The following is an 18,288-nucleotide window of genomic DNA, read 5'->3' as shown; positions in this document are numbered from 1 at the left end:
TTAAACTTTAAACTGGTCGATCAAATTCAAACATCACAGGTTGTGATTATTTTAAATATAAATGGTTTTGTGCAAGCTCGATTGAAATCGCCCCCACATTACCTGCACCTTGGGTCAATAACAAGTCATTGGCCTGTAACACTTGTTTCACAATATTCGGTAGGTTGCCGTCATTTGGATCGACCAAAATTGGCTCAACCTGACCACGCAAACGAATACTGCGTGCCAAAGTACGGCTATCTGCGCCAACAATTGGTTTTTCACCCGCAGGATAAACATCGAGCAATAACAATTGATCGACTTGTGACAACACTTCCACAAAGTCATCAAAACAGTCACGGGTGCGACTAAAACGGTGTGGCTGGAACAACATCACCAAACGGCGATCAGGATGACTTTGACGCGCAGCTTTAATGGTGGCTTCCACTTCTTTCGGGTGATGTCCGTAGTCATCTACCAATTTCACATTGCCGTCTGCTACCGCAAACTCACCTTGTACTTGGAAACGACGACCGACACCGCTAAAGCCTTCTAAAGCACGGCAAATTGCACCATCAGAAACGCCTTCATCGGTGGCAATTCCAATTGCAGCCAAGGCATTCAATACGTTATGCAGCCCCGGTTGATTCACCGTCACGCGTAATGGTTCGCGGTCTTTACGCAGTACAGTAAAGTGTGTGCGCATACCGTCTTGATCAACATCAACGGCACGAATATCGTTGTCTTCATTAAAACCATAGGTCAATACAGGGCGCCCGATACGCGGCATGATTTCACGAATATTGGCATCATCACCACACACCACAGCCAAACCGTAGAATGGCAGTTTGTGCAAAAATTGAATAAAGGTATCTTTTAAGGTATCGAAACTACCACCATAGGTGTCCATGTGGTCGGCATCAATATTGGTCACCACAGCCGCCATTGGCTCTAGGAATAAGAACGATGCATCAGATTCATCGGCTTCTGCCACGATATAACGGCTAGCACCCAATGCTGCATTGACCCCAGTACGGTTTAGCAAACCACCAATCACGTAAGTTGGATCCATGTTTTCTTCGGCCAACATACAGGTGATTAAACTGGTAGTGGTGGTTTTACCATGTGTACCCGCGACTGCAATACCATGACGGTAACGCATCAACTCGCCCAGCATTTCAGCACGACGCACCACAGGAATACGGGTGTCAATTGCTGTTTTAATTTCTGGGTTTTCTGGGTCAATTGCAGTAGACACCACCAACACATTGGCGCCTTTAATATTCTCTGCCGCATGCCCAATATAAACCTTGATGCCGTTTTCTTCTAATTGCGCTGTGGTTTTTGAAGCTTTGATGTCTGAACCCGACACTTTATAGCCTTGGTTTTTCAAGACTTCGGCAATACCACACATCCCCGCGCCACCAATACCCACAAAATGAATGTGTTTGATACGGCGCATTTCAGGCACTTTGATTAATTTTTTCGCTTGATCAGCGGGTGTAGAAGGAGACATATTTTACTCGAACAATGCTTGAATAAGACGAACCACGTGTTGAGTTGCATCAGGCTGCGCCTGCTGACGGGCTTTGACCGCCATTTCAGACAACAATTGACGATTCATTAACGGGGTTAATAATGTTGTTAAACTTTCAGGTGTCATGCTGGCTTGCGGACAGATTTTTGCTGCACCAAGATCGGCTAAAAACTTGGCATTGGCAGTTTGGTGATCATCCACCGCACTAGGCAATGGTACAAATACTGCTGCAACACCTGCAGTCGCGACCTCGGTTACCGTGAGTGCGCCCGCACGACAAATAATTAAATCGGCATCACTATAGGCTTTGGCCATATCTTCAATAAAAGGCTGTACCTCAACCTGTAAATGGTCAGGCTTGTGTGCATAACGTGCCTGCGTCGCTTCGGCATGGTTTTGCCCACATTGATGATAAACATCTAAAGCGACATTTAGTTGCTTTAACGCTTCAGGTACACATTCATTTAAGGCTTGTGCACCTAGTGAACCACCCACAATTAAAATACGAATTGGCAAGCCTGCTTTTTCACGTTCCTGATAGCGCCATGCAGGGCTTAAGGTCGCAGTGATTTCTTCACGAACAGGGTTGCCTGTGGTGACAATTTTGTTACTGTTTGGAAAGGTATTTGGGAAAGCCTGACACACGGTTTTTGCCACACGTGACAATTGAGTGTTGGTAAAACCCGCAACTGCATTTTGTTCGTGAATCAGCACAGGAATACCCAAAGCACGTGCTGCCAAGCCACCTGGCCCTGCCACATAACCACCAAAACCTGCAACAGCATCAACTTTTAATTGCTTCATGTAACGCACAGCACTGAGCGTTGCGCCTAAAATTTTAAATGGTGCAGCCAGTTTACGGATCAAACCGTTGCCACGTACACCTTGAATATTAATTTGGTAAATTGGGATATTATGATTTTTAAGCAGACGATTTTCCATGCCCGTTGGGGTCGCCAACCATGACACTTGAATCCCTTGTTGCTGTAATTGTTTTGCGACGGCCAAAGCGGGAAAAACATGTCCACCTGTACCTGCGGCCATCATCATGACATGTTTAGGCTGTTGTTGCTGTGCGTCAGTCACGGTTTAATTCTTCAACTCAAAATAAGGCAAATAAAAATCTTGTATAAGCTATCAATTGTAATCACAAACGCATGGGCTTGAAAGGTTATTTACTTTTTTTCACCAAGTGCTTGATTGTTTTTTTCTACAGATTTTCAAGTTTAAACTAGTTTTATTATTAATCTACGGAAAATGTTAAGTTTTATTCAATTTTACCTGCTTTGATTGATCTATTTTGCAAAGTGTTTAAGTTGTTTTTTGTATCCACGTCTCTAAAAACAAGGCCGCTTTCAAATAGAAAACGGCTTTTGTATTGATACAGTGAGCATAAAGCCCAAACTTAGTTGGGACGACCTGCTTCAAGTACGGTAAATAAATCATCGGCAATGGATGTACCAAACTGTGCATCAATTTCACGAATACACGTTGGACTGGTCACGTTGATTTCAGTGACATAGTTGCCAATCACATCTAATCCGACAAAAACCAAGCCTTTTTCACGTAAAAATGGCCCGACTTTGGCGGCAATGGCTTTGTCGTTTTCAGTCAATGGACGTGCTTCGCCTAAACCACCTGCAGCTAAGTTGCCACGCACTTCGCCATTTTGTGGAATTCGTGCCAAACAATAAGGCACAGGCTCACCATTAACCATGAGGATGCGTTTATCACCATCTACAATTTCTGGAATATAGCGCTGCGCCATGATTGGCTGAGTGCCGTTGTTGGTCAGAATTTCAATGGTTGAGCCAATATTGACCCCATCTTGGTACAAACGGAAAATTCCCATGCCGCCCATGCCATCGAGCGGTTTAACGATCACATCACCATGTTGCTGAATAAATTCACGAATCAGGCTTTGTTGTGAAGTGACCAATGTCGGAACTTGTAGTTCTGGGAATTGAGTCGCAAACAGCTTTTCATTACAGTCACGCAGGCTTTGCGGCTTGTTGATGATCCATGCGCCTTCGCGTTCAGCTTGCTCTAAAATATATGTGGTATAAACGAAATTCATGTCAAAAGGCGGGTCTTTACGCATGAGAATGACATCATAATCAGCTAAGGATTCTTTGCGTTTTTCGCCCAATTCGTAATAATGGTTATAATCTTCAAAGACTTTGAGCGATGCAATCAGACCAAATGCCTTGCCCTGATCAATATATAAGTCTTGCTGTAATGCATAGCCCAAGGTATGCCCACGACGGCTTGCCGCCCATAACATCGCCATGGTTGAGTCTTTTTTCAAATTGACACTTTCGATGGGATCCATCACAACAAGTACGCGCATATTTCGGTGCTCTTTTGAAGAATTGAATAAGCAAAAGTATAGCGGAGTTTGGCTTTGGTTTTGCTGCAATTTTCGTAACGCTTTATCCACGATCATCATGCACTTAGGAGTATGCGATGCAACAAGCGATTATTGGTTTTCATTTAGATGAAGAAAATGATTGGGTCGCAGATTTGGCCTGCGGTCATGGGCAGCATGTGCGGCATAATCCACCGTGGCAAAACCGCCCGTGGGTAATCACAGAGCAAGGGCGCAAGGAAAAGTTGGGGGTGATGCTGGAGTGTAAGAAGTGTGAGGAGGAATTGGAGTGGGTTTTGGATAAGAGATTTTAGGTTAAAAAGATAATCAAACGACCCATGAAGCGGGGCTTTCGTATAACGACCACGATTATGTTAAATCGAAAATTTAAGTATATTTTCTTAGATGATAATTGTGCTGACACCGTCAAATTAAAGATAGTATGGGCGCCCCAAACTCATCTACAAGTTCAATATCAGCAGCTTTTAAACGATCTAATGGATCCCCTGTTTTTAAACACCATCCATCAGGCATTTTGTTTTTTAAGCCACATGTCTTGGAATCTAATTTTTTTTGCTCGTCATGAGTAATATAAGCTATGCCTAAATTTCGTTTGAGAATCGTTGATAATTCTTGATTTGATAATTGATCGGTTTTTATTAAACCCCATAAACCATTGAAAAGATAAGACATAGGTACGATGTGTTCTTTTCTTGCAGGAATAGAGCCCACAGGTAAATTTTGAAAAACAGGATTAGAGTATCCCTTAAAAATTAATTCATCTTCTGGATGAACTAATCTCTCTATAAATCTGGAGTGATATCCCCAAGACTTTTGAATATTAGCTTGAAATACCATTATATTTTTAAGGTGTTGAATGACAAGATCACAAGTATTATCTAAATACTGATTAATATATTCTTTATTTTTCATTGAAAGACATCGCTCATAATATTTTTAAGAATAAGCTATTCTAAAATCGACATCATACACCTTTAACACATCACGAAAATTATTCCACATAATTCAGTCCACTGCATACAAAAAAAGCCCAAACCTACAGATCTGGGCTTTTTATAAACTTGTTACGTTCCGCGCTAAATTATTAATCAACGCTCAATATTATCATTAAAGAGAATTGATAAGACTTAAATCCCATACTTTACACGGTACGCTTCCATTTTCGCCAAGGCATCTTTTTCACCTTTGGCATCCAAATAATTCATTAAATCTTTCATGGTAATTAAAGCATGCACAGGAATTTCCAACTCTTTTTGCACTTCCTGAATAGCAGACAAATCGCCCTGACCTTTTTCTTGACGGTCTAAAGCCACCAATACGCCCGCAATTTGTGCGCCTGCATTTTTCAAAATAGTCACCACTTCACGAATAGCCGTACCCGCAGTGATCACATCATCAATAATCCAGACTTTTTTGCCTTCAACCGCAGCACCCACCAACACACCACCTTCACCATGGTCTTTGGCTTCTTTACGGTTAAACCCCCACGGCACACTTACGCCATGATTTTGCGATAAAGCCACTGCTGTAGCTGCCACAAATGGAATACCTTTATAGGCAGGCCCGAAAATAACATCTACATTTTTGCATTGCATGAGTTGATCTGCATAGCCCGAAGCCAATAGCGATAAAGCTTCGCCATCATTCAACAAACCTGCGTTAAAAAAATAAGGACTCACACGACCCGATTTTAAAGTAAACTCACCAAATTTAAGCACACCACGTGATAAGGCGAGTTCGATAAAAGCTTGCGGGTTAAATTGAGCTGGCGATGTCATGAGGTGCTCCAAATTAATACATTGAGGTAAGACCTGAGCATGATACCAAAGAGTAGCTATCCGAGTGATCAAAAAATTCTTCGAGTGGTTTCAATTAACGTCAATGGGTTGCGTTCATCGGTAAGCAAAGGCTTACTCGAATGGTTGGAAAAGTCTGAAGCAGACGTGATTTGCATGCAGGAAAGCCGCATCACACACGCCCAATGGACCGATAAATTTAAGCCAGAAGGCTGGCACACGCATCTTTTCCCTGCAGAACGCGCAGGCTACGCAGGGACAGCTATTTATAGCCGTTTGCCGTTTGTTTCTGTGCAAAATGGTTTAGGCTTTGAATTGGCCGATTCTCAGGGTCGCTTTATCAGTGCTGAATTTGATGTAGGACTGGATCACCCAATTTACATCTGTTCACTGTATTTGCCTTCTGGCTCTTCAGGTGAAGAAGCCCAAATGCGGAAAGATCACTTTTTAGAAGAGTATCAAAAAATTCTAAAACAGTGGCGTGAAGACAATAAATCGATCATTGTCTGTGGCGATTACAACATCGTGCATAAGCGCATTGATATTAAAAACTGGTCGGGCAACCAAAAGTCTTCAGGTTGTTTGCCGCATGAACGTGCATGGTTAGATCATATTTACAATGATTTGGGCTATGTTGATACCTTCCGTGAAGTGCGCCATGAAGCGGAGCTGTATTCTTGGTGGTCAAATCGCGGGCAAGCCCGTGCCAAGAACGTTGGTTGGCGGATTGATTATCATGCTTGCTCACCCGACTGGAAAGCACGCACTGTCAATGCTTGGGTGTATAAAGACGAATGGTTTAGTGACCATGCCCCTGTGATTATTGATTATAAGATCTAATATTCACACAAATTTCACAGCCTATATGAGTGAACAATTGTTCACTCAACTGAGGTTCAATTCGCACATAATCTGTCGACTTTGTGTATTTATCTTCAAGTCGATTCAGCGCATTATTGCATCACGGCAAAGGGACAGTCAGGATGACACAAAAGGATTGGAAGCCGAAGGATGGAAAGTAAACTAACTGGTTTTGGTTAGTTTCAAGGATGTAACAATGGACGTTAAAATGAGACCCGCATAATCAGGATGATTAAATGCGGGTTTTCTCTTTTTATCATCTTATTTTCTGTTTTGCGCTGTTACTGTTGTTCTTCACTGTATTTTTTATTTTCACTAGAGTCTGTTCTTATCAAGTTTTTCATTTTTTCTGTTTATGCGTCCCATTTTAGAGCGATCAAGTGTCAATTTGGTGACATCGGTATGACGTATTGATGACACATACCATTTAAACAGCCAATCATTGTTCACTGCAAGTTTCTAGCACTTAGCGCTGTTTTGGGCTAGGCTATAGCCAGTTTGATGATATTAACGTGAAAAAAATATGTTAAAAATTTATGGGATTAAGAACTGCAATTCAATGAAAAAAGCCTTCGATTTACTCAATGAATTGGGGCTAAGTTATGAGTTTCACGATTATAAAAAACAAGGGATCGATGCCGACACTGTCAAAAGTTGGTTAGATGCGCTTGGGCAAGATGTAGTACTGAATAAAAAAGGCACCACTTGGCGCAAACTCAGCGAAGCAGAACAGCAAGCTGCTTTGGCCAGTGAAGCCAACTTAATTGAAGCACTTTGCACTCACACCAGTTTAATTAAACGTCCTGTCTTAAAAACTGAATCAGGCTTTATTGCGGGTTTTGATGAAGCGGCTTATCGTGCTTTAGGTTAAGTTTAAAAAAATACCAATAAAAAACCTGCTCACATGGAGCAGGTTTTTTTATATCCTGTGCAATATAATTTCAACTGCACAGGTGGAATACATGCTTAGTTCGCACGAATCCATGTTTGGTTACGACCCAATGCCGCTACACCAATGAAACCACGCAATTCCAGTTTCTTACCACCATCGGCAAGTTTACCTTTTAGCTTGTAGGTTTTACCTGTTTGCGGGTCAAGAATTGAACCACCATCGTAGCTCGTGCCGCCTGTATTTTTCAGACCGCGAACAATGGTCAAACCTTTGAGTGATTTGTTGTGATACGGACCTTCACATTTTGTACAGGCATTTTCTTCACCAGGCGTTAAAATTGACTGAATGCTTGCGGTTAAAGTTCCATTTTTTTGCTCAGTAAATCTTACCGTGGCTTTGGGTTGTTTGGTTTTGTCGTCAATTGTTTTCCAAACTGTGCCGTTAAGCGGATCTGCAGCATTGGCCAAAGCGCTTAAACCTAACAGCCCGAATGCAAGTGCAATTTTTTTCATTGTTTTGTTTCCCTGGTCTACTATCAGACAACTTTATTATTAAAAAGTCACAACAAATTTGCAATTTTTGAATGTGACCGTTTAGTGTACCCTTGTAAATTATGTTGGTAAATACACAAATATCCGATCAAATAAAGAACAAGATGGAAAAATCATGAAGATTAACCCCATGTGGAAACAAATTATTACAGAGCAGTTTTTAAAAACCACCATTCGCAAACCAAGCCAATTTAATTTACCCCCCAATTCTGTACGTTTTGCACTAGAACAAATGTGCCGTTTATTTCCCATGCAAAAGTCGGTGCAGGTACGCGCGCTGCGTTTAGCAGGTCTGCATGCCGAAGAATTAAAACCACAGAATGCTGCAACACAGCTCATTTTTCATATTCATGGCGGGGCTTTTTTTCTGGGTTCGTTAAATACCCATCGAGCATTTTTGAGTCAAGTTGCGGCACGCACCCAAATGCAAGTGATTCATGTCGATTATCCGCTTGCACCTGAGCATCCTTTTCCACATGCTTTGGAAGCCGTGTTTGATGTCTATCAAAGTCTGTTGGCGCAAGGTATACACGCCAAAGATATTATTTTGTCAGGAGATTCTTGCGGTGCAAATTTAGCGTTGGCGCTAGCTTTAAAAATACGTGATGAGCAATTGCCGCAAGTGAGTGGCTTAATGCTGCTGTCACCATTTTTAGATTTAACCCTCACCAGTGAATCCTTGCGTTATAACAGCAAGCATGATGCCCTGCTGTCAATTGAAACGCTGGAAACAGGCATTGATTACTATGTACCGCCTGAACTTGATCGGGCAGACCCGCAAATTTCGCCATTGTTTGATGATTTACATGAATTACCACCAGTTTTAGTACAAATTGGCTCTAAAGAAATTTTGCTGGATGATGCAACACGTTTTAAAGAAAAAGCCGAACAGGCAGGCGTAGAAGTGCATTACAAACTCTACACGGGTATGTGGCACAATTTTCAAATGTTTTCACCGTGGTTTGAAGAAGCCAAACGTGCATTGGCAGATTTAGCAGAGTTTGCACATCGGCAAGATCAGAGCTAAGTTCAACCATAACAAGGCTTTGCTAACCAACCCTTTTAGCCGATCCATCTATATAAAAAAAGCTCAGCACCCTCAAGGCACTGAGCTTTTTTTATTGAAATAGTGGGTTAAATCGCCTGAATTTTTTGCATCGCATTGGCAACAGCTTGGTCTTTAAATTCCGACATACTCACCCCTTCAGCGCGAATAATTTCTACATCATTCACCCCTGTAAAGTTGAAGATGGTTTTCAAGAAATCTTCCTGAAAATCAGCAGGGCTATTATCACCATACACACCGCCACGGCTGCTGGCGATATAGGCTTTTTTCTCACCCGCCAAACCTACAGGCCCTTGCTCGGTATATTTAAAGGTTCTTCCCGCCACGCTAATGCGGTCAATCCATGCTTTTAAAGTTGAAGTCAAACCAAAGTTATACATGGCTGCACCCACCACCACGACATCGGCATCAATATATTGCTGGATGATTTTTTCACCTAAAGCCGCTTGTTCTGCATCCTGCCCCATTAAAATTTCGGCAGTTAAGTGCGGAATCGGCTGTTGTGCCAAATCTAAATAATCGACCTGTGCATTGCTATTTTTTGCAGTCAATTGTTGCACAATCGCTTGGCTTAACTGACGTGAAACTGAGTTTTCACCTAAAATACTCGAGTCGATGTGTAAAATTTTCATGGGGATGTTCCAATCTTGTATTCATTTAATAACGCTATTTTAATCGTGCAGCGTAAATAGAATAATTGGGAAAACTAAGACACTATGTTTTATTTTTGGAACAAAAAAGACCACTTTACCGCACAAAAACTTCCGCAGTATTTTTCCTAATCCTGCTTTTTCCAAGTCATTTTGCTGGTTTTTGATAAGGCTCTAAATAATTGACCCACATTGCTTCTTGTAAAGCTGCCTGCACCCAAGCCTGCATGGCAGGATGTTGCATCACCCGCTGCATATAGTGTTGGCTTTCTGCGCTCACAGGCAAAGCATAGCTCATAAAACGTGTCACCACAGGGGCATAAAACGCATCGGCAATGCTAAATTCACCACACAAGAAACCATCTACAGCAGGACGTTCCACCCAAATGTGTTCAATGCGTGCCACATCCTGTCTTAAACCCGAATGTTCTTGCCATAACTTTGCACCCACCTCTGCTAAATTAGCGCGAATATTCATGCCGCATAAACTGCGTAAATCGGTAAAACCGCTGTGCATTTCTGCGCTGATGCTACGCGCCCAAGCGCGTTGCTGTGCATCACGTGGCCAAAGTGCCTGTTCAGGATATTGCTCTGCCAAGTATTCGCAAATGGCGAGAGAATCCCAAATCAACATGCCCTGATCTAATAAGGCAGGCACTTTACCATTGGGGTTAATTTCTAGGACACGTTGTTTAAAATCGCCCTCGCCACGCTCGCAGGGAAAGTTCAGTTGTATTTCTTCAAAAGCCAAGTCAAACGCCTTCAGTACCAACCACGGGCGCATCGACCAGCTCGAATAATTTTTATTGGCAATATACAGCTGCATCATGACGATGACTCCTGTGTGGTTTGAAGTTGCTGCAGTTGATTTAACAAAGTGCTCTCGTTAAATGCACCTGTTAAACGCAGACTGCGAATTTCTTGTTGTTGTGCATCCAAAAATAAAAAGGCAGGTGGCCCTAAAATTTCCCATTGATTCAACAAGGCTTGATGACTGGCATCGTAATGGCTTAAATCGAGTTTAATTAAATAAAATTCTGCAAGTGCCTGTTTCACGGTGGAGGATGTCAATACCTGCTGTTCAATCGGACGGCACGCCACACACCAATCGGCATAGACATCTATAATCATGCGCTGATTTTTCGGAGCTTGGGCAAGTAACTGTTGTAATTCCGTTGCAGTCGTTGCACGGTGCCATTCTAAAACCGCATCGTTTTCCTGCTGCCAAAAACGCTGGCTGTGTTGATATTGGTTATAAATCAGATACGGCACCACCACCAATAACGCACTCAGATAAATCGCCCGCAGCGTACCATGATAGCCACTCAAACGATGCAGCACATAGCCGACAAAACCCACTCCAAGTGCCAAACTAAGCCATTGCATCCATGCTTCACCCAATAACGGACGAATAAAATACAATGCCAATGCCAACATAATAAAGGCAAACAGCACTTTGACTTGATGCATCCACAAACCTGCGCGTGGCAAAGCTTTTGCCCCAAGCACACTGGCCAACAATAACGGCGTACCCATGCCAAACCCGAGCGTAAATAGCAGCAACGCCCCCTGCATCTGACTTTGGGTTTGTGAAATAAACAATAACGCCCCTGCCAATGGCGCAGTCATGCATGGGCCGACCAAAAGTGCCGACAACATGCCCATGAGTGCAGCACCTGCCAAATTGCCGCCTTTTTGCATAGATTGCGCCTGATCGAGTCGATTGACCCAAGCACGTGGTAACTTGATCTCAAACAGTCCAAACAAATTTAAGGCAAACAACACAAACAGTAAACTAAAGGCAATTAAAGTAGCAGGTTGTTGTAACCAACGCTGAAAATTCAAACCTGCGGATGACGCAATTAAACCCAATATGGCATAAACCATTGCCATGCCACAGACAAAAACCAGAGCAATCGTCCACGCTTTGACACCTTTATGTTCACGCACCAACAAGGAGGTCAAAATCGGTAGCATCGGCAAAGAACATGGGGTAAAGGCCAATAAAACCCCTAAACCAAAAAACAGCAGCAAGCCATAAGCAAATGAACTCTGTGCCAGTTTTTCTGACCACATTTGATCTTGTGCTGTGATGGGTCGCGCTGTCGCAACACTCGTTGAGGATGCTAGTGTGGAATTGGCAGGCGTTGTCGAAAACACATTCTGGGTTGGGTTACTGTGTCCGCCCCACAGATTTTTTTGTGCTGCGCTTTGATTGTCTAAAATCACCAAACCAGTGCTGTCGGTCTGAAATTCAATGCGCTGTGGTGGATAGCAAAGCCGATCTTGCGCACAACCTTGCCAACTCACTTGATAGCGCTGTGCAGCCTGCGTGGGAATTTTAAAACTGACTTGTTGATAATAAACCTGAGTATGTCCATAGTTTTCATCATAAACATCTTCTGCGGGAGGCAACTCTAAAGCCAGTATTTGCTGTCCATGCTCAACCTTAAATTGATGCTGATACAAATAATACTGTTCAGGCATGTTCCAACGCAGTTCAGCTTGCTGGGGATTGACCGATTCAACGCTAAACTGAAAGGCTTGTTCGGGTGGGAGTAAAGGTGCTTCTGCGTGTAGGCTTAACGAACACAGCAAAAATAGACTTGCGAGCAGACAAGATAAGCCCTGCGCCACATAACGTAAAATATCAGCCATTAGATCAACAGCAACTTGCCAAAAGGTCTGAAATAAGGACTGCTTCATGTTCTGCTCGCCTCGGCATGAACTTTATTAGGATGAAAACAGATCTGCAGCAAGCTTAATACTTAATAACTTTGGCCTGCTGCAGCATACAACGTATTTTAAAGCTTTAAATGGTTTCGATTGCTTAGAACAAAAACGCCATACCTAAACCTGCACGGTAACTTTTATCTGCACCGTCTAAATCTACACCGACACTGGCATCCAGTTGAGTGCGTTCATTCAGTGCGTAAATCACTCCCGAAATTAAGCCATATTCATTGTCCTGACTTTCAGCTTTGCGATAGACCAATTCTGAAAAACCTGACCATTGATCGCTTAAACGGTACTGAATATTGGGAATTGCTGTAACCGCCCAATCGCTATTTTGCACATCGTAACGCATGTTGATGCCTGTTTTTAACAGCTCGCTGTATTGATAGCTGACTGCCGTACCCAAGCTATAAATATCATCTTCTTCGCTAAAGCCATCATTGCCTGTGGCAATTAACGCTTGCAACAACACGGCCATAGAAAGTTTGTCATCATTTAAGTCAATGGCTTGTTTCAAACCAATGCTGACATCGCCCAAACCATCTTCTTCAACCGATTGACCTGCGGTTTTGCTTTTACTCCATGCAGGACCTTGCCAGCCCAGCTGTAACTCTAAATCTTGCGCCAAACCTGTACGTAACAGCATGTCAGCATTAAGGCGAGTGGTTTTAACTTTTTCGCCCGAAGCATCGTTACTTTCTTGATAACTTGCACTTGGCAAAGCTTGTTCCCAAGCCAACTTCCCTACAGGTGTAATACCCGTACTCACTCCTGCACCAGGACGATCAAACTCAAAATCTGCCGCGCTCACCTGCATGCTGATGCCTGCCGCCACGATTAACCCAACTGTTTTTAATACTGACATATTTTTATCTCTGCTCTTAGGCCAATTCTTTGCTCATTTTTGCGCCATAACGACGCAACAATTCTAAAGTCTGTTGTTCTTCTGGCAAAGCATCCGACCACTGAATTTCATCAAAATCACAATCAAACAATAAATCACTAATCGAAGATAAAATGGTTAAACCATCTTCATCTTTGCTGTTTGGATCGACTTTTTCATCCAATAAACGCTGCACTGCAGGAACACATGCTGCAGAAGCTGCATCCCACAATGGGCCGTAAATTTCTTCGGCATCCCATAAGTGCAAATTCACTTTGGCTTGAATCAATGCCTCTAAAATATCTAAATGCACTTGCAAATCTTGCTGTTTTTGCTGTTCTGTGAGTGGCTGACCTGCTTCGTATGCTTCGCAGACTTTTTCCCACCATTGAAATAAACCATCTGACCAGACTGAAATCACAGGGCCTTTTTCGGCATCCATAAAGTTAGGGTCTAAACCGTCTGCCAATAGGCGTTGCACTTGGGCAAGGTCTAATTCTTCTATTGCTTGCACCAAGACTTGTTGTTGCGCAGTTAACATGCAGAGAGCTCTCTTATTCAATGTTTAATTTAGAACTATTATGCCCAATAAAGCGACATTTGTATGAGATAAATGTCAGCAAATCGTGAATTTAGTGCATTGGCTACATGCAAACACAAAAAAGCCTCGCAAAATTTGCGAGGCTCTTGGAATCTGTCTGATCCTTATTCGTCGTCGCCACCAACATCTGTATCTACAAATTCTGGGCGAGCACCACGAGGATTTTCATTTTTCTCAAACGCATGTTCTAGGCTGCGTTTTAAACGGTCAATCGCACCGTGAATGGCTGTATCAATATTATGACCACGATGATTCACAACCACTGGTTTTAGACCTGCTGGACGTGCTTCAATCATACAACGAATATCATCATCACCGCCTTTTTCACCATTTTCATCACTAAAATGCACTGAAAAATGGGTAATACGCTCACTGTGGCGTTGGAATTCATTATTCAGTTCTTCACGAACGTAACTAATTAATCGATCACTGTTTTGAATGTTTTTATCGGTACGGATTTCAATGTTCATGATTTCATCCTCTTGCGTTCGTTATTTCTGAATCTTGTTGTGCCAAAATCTTACACATAATTTTATATATACGTTTTGGCGTGTTTATAATGTGCTGTTTTTACAGCATAAAGTACATCTTCAACTTAGTTTGGAATCACTTCCTCCTACGTGAATGATGAACACTTTTAATTCTGCAGAACCGTGTCCCTATACCTTGAATATCGGGCCTATCTGAAAAATATGCAAGCGATATTTATAGAAAAGCAGCAAAAGAATAACCCTTTTATCACCAATTTCAGCTTAGATGTTCAATAAGCGATCAATTTGGATAGCACTACGTTGTTCAATCTATTGCCAATGAGAAACTTGATGCTTTTAAAGGGTTTAGTCACACCTGCAATATTCACCTTTACATTTTGACCATTGGTTTTAAATCGTTTAAAAAGTATTCAACCCAAAAGCTGATAGAAAACACCCCAAAATGACCCGTCAATAATCGAATTTTGCTTTATTTTTGCTAAAGAATCTGTATCCTTGAAACGCTTTTATTGGGGTCTATTTTTATGAAACTTACACATATTGCTGCGCTGTGCGCAATCTCCACTGCTGCAACTTTTACGCAAGCTGCACCGATTTGGCAAGATTCTAGCCTGACTGCTCTTTATGGTGAAAACTATAAATTAGGTACAGAAGATCGTACGACTCTTACTGCTGAATATGCAGCTAAACTCAAATATTCTGATGTGTTCTTCTTCGTTGACCAACAATGGGATGGCAATGATGATGACTCAACCTATTTTGAATTAGCGCCACGTTTAAGCTTGGGTGAAACTACAGGTCAAAACTTATCTTTTGGCCCAGTGAAAGATGTTCTCATTGCAACTACTTGGGAACATAATGCTGGACACGGTGCTAATCCTGAATTCAATAACTTTTTATACGGTATTGGTTTTGCTTTAGACATTCCATATACGCAATATGCAAATGTAAATTTCTACAAAGCAGACAACGATCTCACTAAAGATGATTATCAAATGACCATCACTTATGCTGTACCATTTAAAATTGGTTCAGAAGAGTTCTTGGCTGATGCCTTCCTAGACTGGTCTACTGCAGAAGATGACCATGCCAGCGAATTAAACTGGACTTCTCAATATAAATGGAATGTGGGCAAACACATTTCACCTAAAACCAAATTATACGTGGGTATCGAACACTCTGTTTGGAACAACAAGTTTGGTATTAAAGGCGTAGATCAAAACGATGTCAGCGCATTGGTCAAATACCATTTCTAAGCTGTATTTTTCTCTGTTCAAAAAAAGCAAGACTTCGGTCTTGCTTTTTTATTGGTCATTAAAATAGTTTCCAATAAATATGCTTTGCTCATAACCATGCAACCCATTTGTACTTAGCGCAAAACTCCGCTACATTGAGTTAAATTTCAAATAAAAAGCACTGTGAAGCCCACATGCAAAAAACCGATTTCATTATTCTGCTGTTTTGTGCGATTGCTGCAATTTTGCATGGCATGAGCGGTTTTGGTTTTCCTATGCTCAGTACGGCTGCGGTGGCGATGTTATATCCACTCAGTACTGCGGTTGCTTTGGTTCTGATTCCCTGTTTGCTTCTCAATATCTACATGCTGCGGGGCGATGCCACACAATCTATATTCAGCAGTTTATATGGCTACTGCAAAAAATATTGGGGTTTAATCTTCAGTGCGCTGATTGGCAGCTATTTGGGCGTCAGTTTGCTGCTCATTCTGAACGAAGGTTATTTAAAATTGGCAATGGGCGTACTGATTTTATTGTACGTGGCCGATCAATTTCGACAACGTCCTTTTCAAATTTCTGCCTCACTCAAAAATATGCTGATTTTTGGTTTGCTGGCAGGTGTGATTGGTGGTGCGACCAATGCCATGGCACCATTTCTAATGATGTATTTACTCAGCACTCAACACAGCAAAACCGATATTGTGGTGATTAGCAACTTAAACTTTATTATTTCCAAACTCATTCAATTGGCAGTTTTATATCCAGTAATTCAACAGTTTAGCCACATACAATTAAAAGTTTTAGCCCTGATTTGCATCATCTCTATGCTGATGGTGTATATCGGCAGTCTGATTCGTAAACAAATTTCCCAGACATTATTTAAGCAGATTGTATTTACGTTATTGGGTTTTATGGCACTTTACGCGATTGCTCAAGGATTATTCATCATCCAAACATCACCTGCTTTATTGATATAAATCAGACCAATAAACATAACAAATGGAAAATTATTTAGATTTTTTTTGGCTTAAATAATTATTTACACCTATAATTAAGACCAGCTTAAAAAACAGTCTATTCAGACTGCTTCGGTCGTTTGCATCGACCAATCTTCCCTCTTTTCTTTTAATTCCTTTTGACGGAGTGAACTTCTATGGAAAATAACCATATAGAAGTGCCAGCCAATATTAAGCGAAAAGAACTGATCAAGACCTGGGTGATTGTTGCAATTGCAGCCCTGCTCTCTTTCGGTTTATACAATGTCTTGCCCTATGATGAAAATGCAAATAAGGGTCTAAGTCTGTTGCTTTTTATTGGTATTTTATGGCTCACCGAAGCTGTACACATTACCATTACCGCACTTTTGGTGCCGGTGCTTGCCGTAATTTTGGGCATGCCTGTTGAAAATGCCAGCAAAGTGCTTGAGCCAATTAGCACCAGCAAGGCATTGGCGACTTTTGCCGATCCTGTTATTTTCCTGTTCTTTGGTGGTTTTGCTTTAGCAACTGCGCTGCACATTCAGAAACTGGATCGTAAAATTGCGATGTGGATTATTTCCATGTCGGGCGGTCACTTGGGGATTTCGGTTTTATCTATTTTTATCGTCACTGCTGCGTTGTCGATGTGGATTTCCAACACAGCCACGGCGGCGATGATGTTACCGTTGGCACTAGGTTTGTTATCACACCTCGATGCCACCAAAGAGCGTAAAACCTTCGTTTTCATTTTATTGGGGATTGCCTACTCTGCCAGTTTAGGTGGTTTGGGTACGTTGGTGGGTTCGCCACCAAACGCTATTGCAGCCAAAGCATTAGACTATGACTTTGCTGACTGGATGAAAATTGGTTTACCAATGATGCTGATTTTGCTACCAGCGATGTTGGTCAGCTTATATTTGGTATTGCGTCCAAATTTAAATCAAAAAATTCATTTTGAAACTGAAGTGATTCCTTGGACCAAAACCCGTGTTGCAACGATGATTTTATTCGTATGTACTGCAGTGGCGTGGATTTTTGGTAAAAAACTTAGCGAAACCTTCGGCATTAGCCAACCCGATACATGGACTGCATTAGCTGCTGCATGTTTGGTAGTCATGCTAGGTACTGCATCTTGGAAGCAAGTAGCTGAAAATACCGATTGGGGCGTGTTATTACTGTTCGGTGGTGGTTTAACCCTCAGTGCGATCTTAAAAGATTCAGGCGCATCTTTGGTATTGGGTCAAACCCTTGCCAATACCTTTGGTGATACTTCGCCATTGGTAGTGATTTTTGCGGTGACCATCTTCATTATTTTCTTAACTGAATTTACCAGTAATACAGCGTCTGCTGCGTTATTGGTTCCTGTATTTGCTGCAATTGCAGACCAAATGGGTATTCCAAAAGAAATTTTAGTGGTGATTATTGGTATTGGTGCATCGTGTGCCTTTATGTTACCTGTGGCAACGCCACCAAATGCGATTGTATTTGGTACAGGTCAAATTAAACAAAGTGAAATGATGAGTGTGGGCATGGTGTTGAACGTCATGTGCGTATTTATTATTTCATTATTTGTATATTGGTTCTTTAGTTAAGGATCAATAAAAAATGGAGCACAAGATGCTCCATTTTTTTCGCCTCAGTTTT

Annotated in this window: 19 protein-coding genes; 7 read left to right on the top strand and 12 right to left on the bottom strand. The window is 41.8% G+C overall.

Annotation, left to right across the window (positions count from 1 at the left end; all coding sequences use genetic code 11):
- Window positions 1-46: 46 nt before the first annotated feature.
- The 3 genes from murC to gshB all read right to left on the bottom strand — a co-directional run bounded on the left by murC (window position 47) and on the right by gshB (window position 3,866).
- Window positions 47-1,495, bottom strand: a complete 1,449-nt coding sequence (gene murC, locus FTU58_RS06805; RefSeq protein WP_096901645.1) for a UDP-N-acetylmuramate--L-alanine ligase — start codon at window positions 1,493-1,495, stop codon at window positions 47-49.
- Window positions 1,496-1,498: 3 nt separating this feature from the next.
- Window positions 1,499-2,602 (bottom strand): undecaprenyldiphospho-muramoylpentapeptide beta-N-acetylglucosaminyltransferase, encoded by a 1,104-nt coding sequence (gene murG, locus FTU58_RS06800; protein ID WP_004974229.1) that lies wholly within the window; start codon window positions 2,600-2,602, stop codon window positions 1,499-1,501.
- A 319-nt stretch (window positions 2,603-2,921) separates the two neighbouring features.
- Entirely contained in the window at window positions 2,922-3,866 is a 945-nt protein-coding gene (gene gshB / locus FTU58_RS06795) for a glutathione synthase (protein ID WP_004974228.1), read from the bottom strand.
- A 116-nt stretch (window positions 3,867-3,982) separates the two neighbouring features.
- On the opposite strand from gshB, the gene FTU58_RS06790 reads away from it, so the two are divergent.
- Window positions 3,983-4,198: a DUF3565 domain-containing protein gene (locus FTU58_RS06790; protein WP_096901642.1), complete on the top strand. Its 216-nt coding sequence runs from the start codon at window positions 3,983-3,985 to the stop codon at window positions 4,196-4,198.
- Window positions 4,199-4,310: 112 nt separating this feature from the next.
- Here FTU58_RS06790 and FTU58_RS06785 read toward each other — a convergent pair whose 3' ends face one another.
- Together FTU58_RS06785 and pyrE are read right to left on the bottom strand one after the other, a co-directional pair.
- Entirely contained in the window at window positions 4,311-4,817 is a 507-nt protein-coding gene (locus FTU58_RS06785) for a hypothetical protein (protein WP_096901639.1), read from the bottom strand.
- Window positions 4,818-5,032: 215 nt separating this feature from the next.
- A complete protein-coding gene (gene pyrE, locus FTU58_RS06780; protein ID WP_096901637.1) occupies window positions 5,033-5,683 on the bottom strand; it encodes an orotate phosphoribosyltransferase in 651 nt (216 codons plus the stop codon).
- A 39-nt stretch (window positions 5,684-5,722) separates the two neighbouring features.
- Here pyrE and FTU58_RS06775 point away from each other — a divergent pair, with 39 nt between their 5' ends.
- Both FTU58_RS06775 and FTU58_RS06770 read left to right on the top strand, forming a co-directional pair.
- A complete protein-coding gene (locus FTU58_RS06775) occupies window positions 5,723-6,541 on the top strand; it encodes an exodeoxyribonuclease III (protein ID WP_179988755.1) in 819 nt (272 codons plus the stop codon).
- A 544-nt stretch (window positions 6,542-7,085) separates the two neighbouring features.
- The gene (locus FTU58_RS06770) at window positions 7,086-7,433 is read left to right on the top strand and encodes a Spx/MgsR family RNA polymerase-binding regulatory protein (RefSeq protein WP_026438350.1); all 348 of its coding nucleotides are present in this window, start codon (window positions 7,086-7,088) and stop codon (window positions 7,431-7,433) included.
- A 95-nt stretch (window positions 7,434-7,528) separates the two neighbouring features.
- Here FTU58_RS06770 and FTU58_RS06765 read toward each other — a convergent pair whose 3' ends face one another.
- Entirely contained in the window at window positions 7,529-7,966 is a 438-nt protein-coding gene (locus tag FTU58_RS06765; RefSeq protein WP_004974208.1) for a DUF2147 domain-containing protein, read from the bottom strand.
- 154 nt (window positions 7,967-8,120) lie between these two features.
- On the opposite strand from FTU58_RS06765, the gene FTU58_RS06760 reads away from it, so the two are divergent.
- Complete coding sequence (locus tag FTU58_RS06760) at window positions 8,121-9,032, top strand: alpha/beta hydrolase (RefSeq protein ID WP_004974206.1); 912 nt, start codon at window positions 8,121-8,123, stop codon at window positions 9,030-9,032.
- A gap of 107 nt (window positions 9,033-9,139) precedes the next feature.
- On the opposite strand, the gene FTU58_RS06755 is transcribed toward FTU58_RS06760, so the two are convergent.
- The 6 genes from FTU58_RS06755 to FTU58_RS06730 form a co-directional block, all read right to left on the bottom strand.
- Window positions 9,140-9,703: an FMN-dependent NADH-azoreductase gene (locus FTU58_RS06755; RefSeq protein ID WP_096901633.1), complete on the bottom strand. Its 564-nt coding sequence runs from the start codon at window positions 9,701-9,703 to the stop codon at window positions 9,140-9,142.
- A 166-nt stretch (window positions 9,704-9,869) separates the two neighbouring features.
- Window positions 9,870-10,550 (bottom strand): glutathione S-transferase family protein, encoded by a 681-nt coding sequence (locus tag FTU58_RS06750; RefSeq protein ID WP_180062245.1) that lies wholly within the window; start codon window positions 10,548-10,550, stop codon window positions 9,870-9,872.
- Window positions 10,547-12,379 carry a protein-disulfide reductase DsbD gene (gene dsbD, locus FTU58_RS06745; RefSeq protein WP_180062253.1) on the bottom strand — a complete coding sequence of 611 codons (1,833 nt, stop codon included), beginning with the start codon at window positions 12,377-12,379 and terminating at the stop codon, window positions 10,547-10,549. Before dsbD ends, FTU58_RS06750 begins: the two co-directional genes overlap by 4 nt.
- Before the next feature lie 172 nt (window positions 12,380-12,551).
- On the bottom strand, window positions 12,552-13,322 hold the full coding sequence (locus FTU58_RS06740) for a transporter (protein ID WP_179994152.1): 771 nt from the start codon (window positions 13,320-13,322) through the stop codon (window positions 12,552-12,554).
- 16 nt (window positions 13,323-13,338) lie between these two features.
- Window positions 13,339-13,881: an ankyrin repeat domain-containing protein gene (locus FTU58_RS06735; RefSeq protein WP_136144366.1), complete on the bottom strand. Its 543-nt coding sequence runs from the start codon at window positions 13,879-13,881 to the stop codon at window positions 13,339-13,341.
- 164 nt (window positions 13,882-14,045) lie between these two features.
- On the bottom strand, window positions 14,046-14,411 hold the full coding sequence (locus FTU58_RS06730) for an HPF/RaiA family ribosome-associated protein (RefSeq protein ID WP_004974190.1): 366 nt from the start codon (window positions 14,409-14,411) through the stop codon (window positions 14,046-14,048).
- Between the two features lie 545 nt (window positions 14,412-14,956).
- Between FTU58_RS06730 and FTU58_RS06725 the strand changes: the two genes are divergently transcribed.
- The 3 genes from FTU58_RS06725 to FTU58_RS06715 all read left to right on the top strand — a co-directional run bounded on the left by FTU58_RS06725 (window position 14,957) and on the right by FTU58_RS06715 (window position 18,236).
- Window positions 14,957-15,688: an outer membrane protein OmpK gene (locus tag FTU58_RS06725; protein ID WP_179988758.1), complete on the top strand. Its 732-nt coding sequence runs from the start codon at window positions 14,957-14,959 to the stop codon at window positions 15,686-15,688.
- A 173-nt stretch (window positions 15,689-15,861) separates the two neighbouring features.
- The gene (locus FTU58_RS06720) at window positions 15,862-16,644 is read left to right on the top strand and encodes a sulfite exporter TauE/SafE family protein (RefSeq protein ID WP_180062244.1); all 783 of its coding nucleotides are present in this window, start codon (window positions 15,862-15,864) and stop codon (window positions 16,642-16,644) included.
- A 176-nt stretch (window positions 16,645-16,820) separates the two neighbouring features.
- Complete coding sequence (locus tag FTU58_RS06715) at window positions 16,821-18,236, top strand: DASS family sodium-coupled anion symporter (RefSeq protein ID WP_096901624.1); 1,416 nt, start codon at window positions 16,821-16,823, stop codon at window positions 18,234-18,236.
- The last annotated feature ends 52 nt before the right edge of the window (window positions 18,237-18,288 follow it).

This window comes from Acinetobacter sp. YH12120, from assembly GCF_013418795.1.
Lineage (GTDB): Bacteria > Pseudomonadota > Gammaproteobacteria > Pseudomonadales > Moraxellaceae > Acinetobacter > Acinetobacter towneri.
This window is presented reverse-complemented; position numbering and strand designations above follow the sequence as displayed.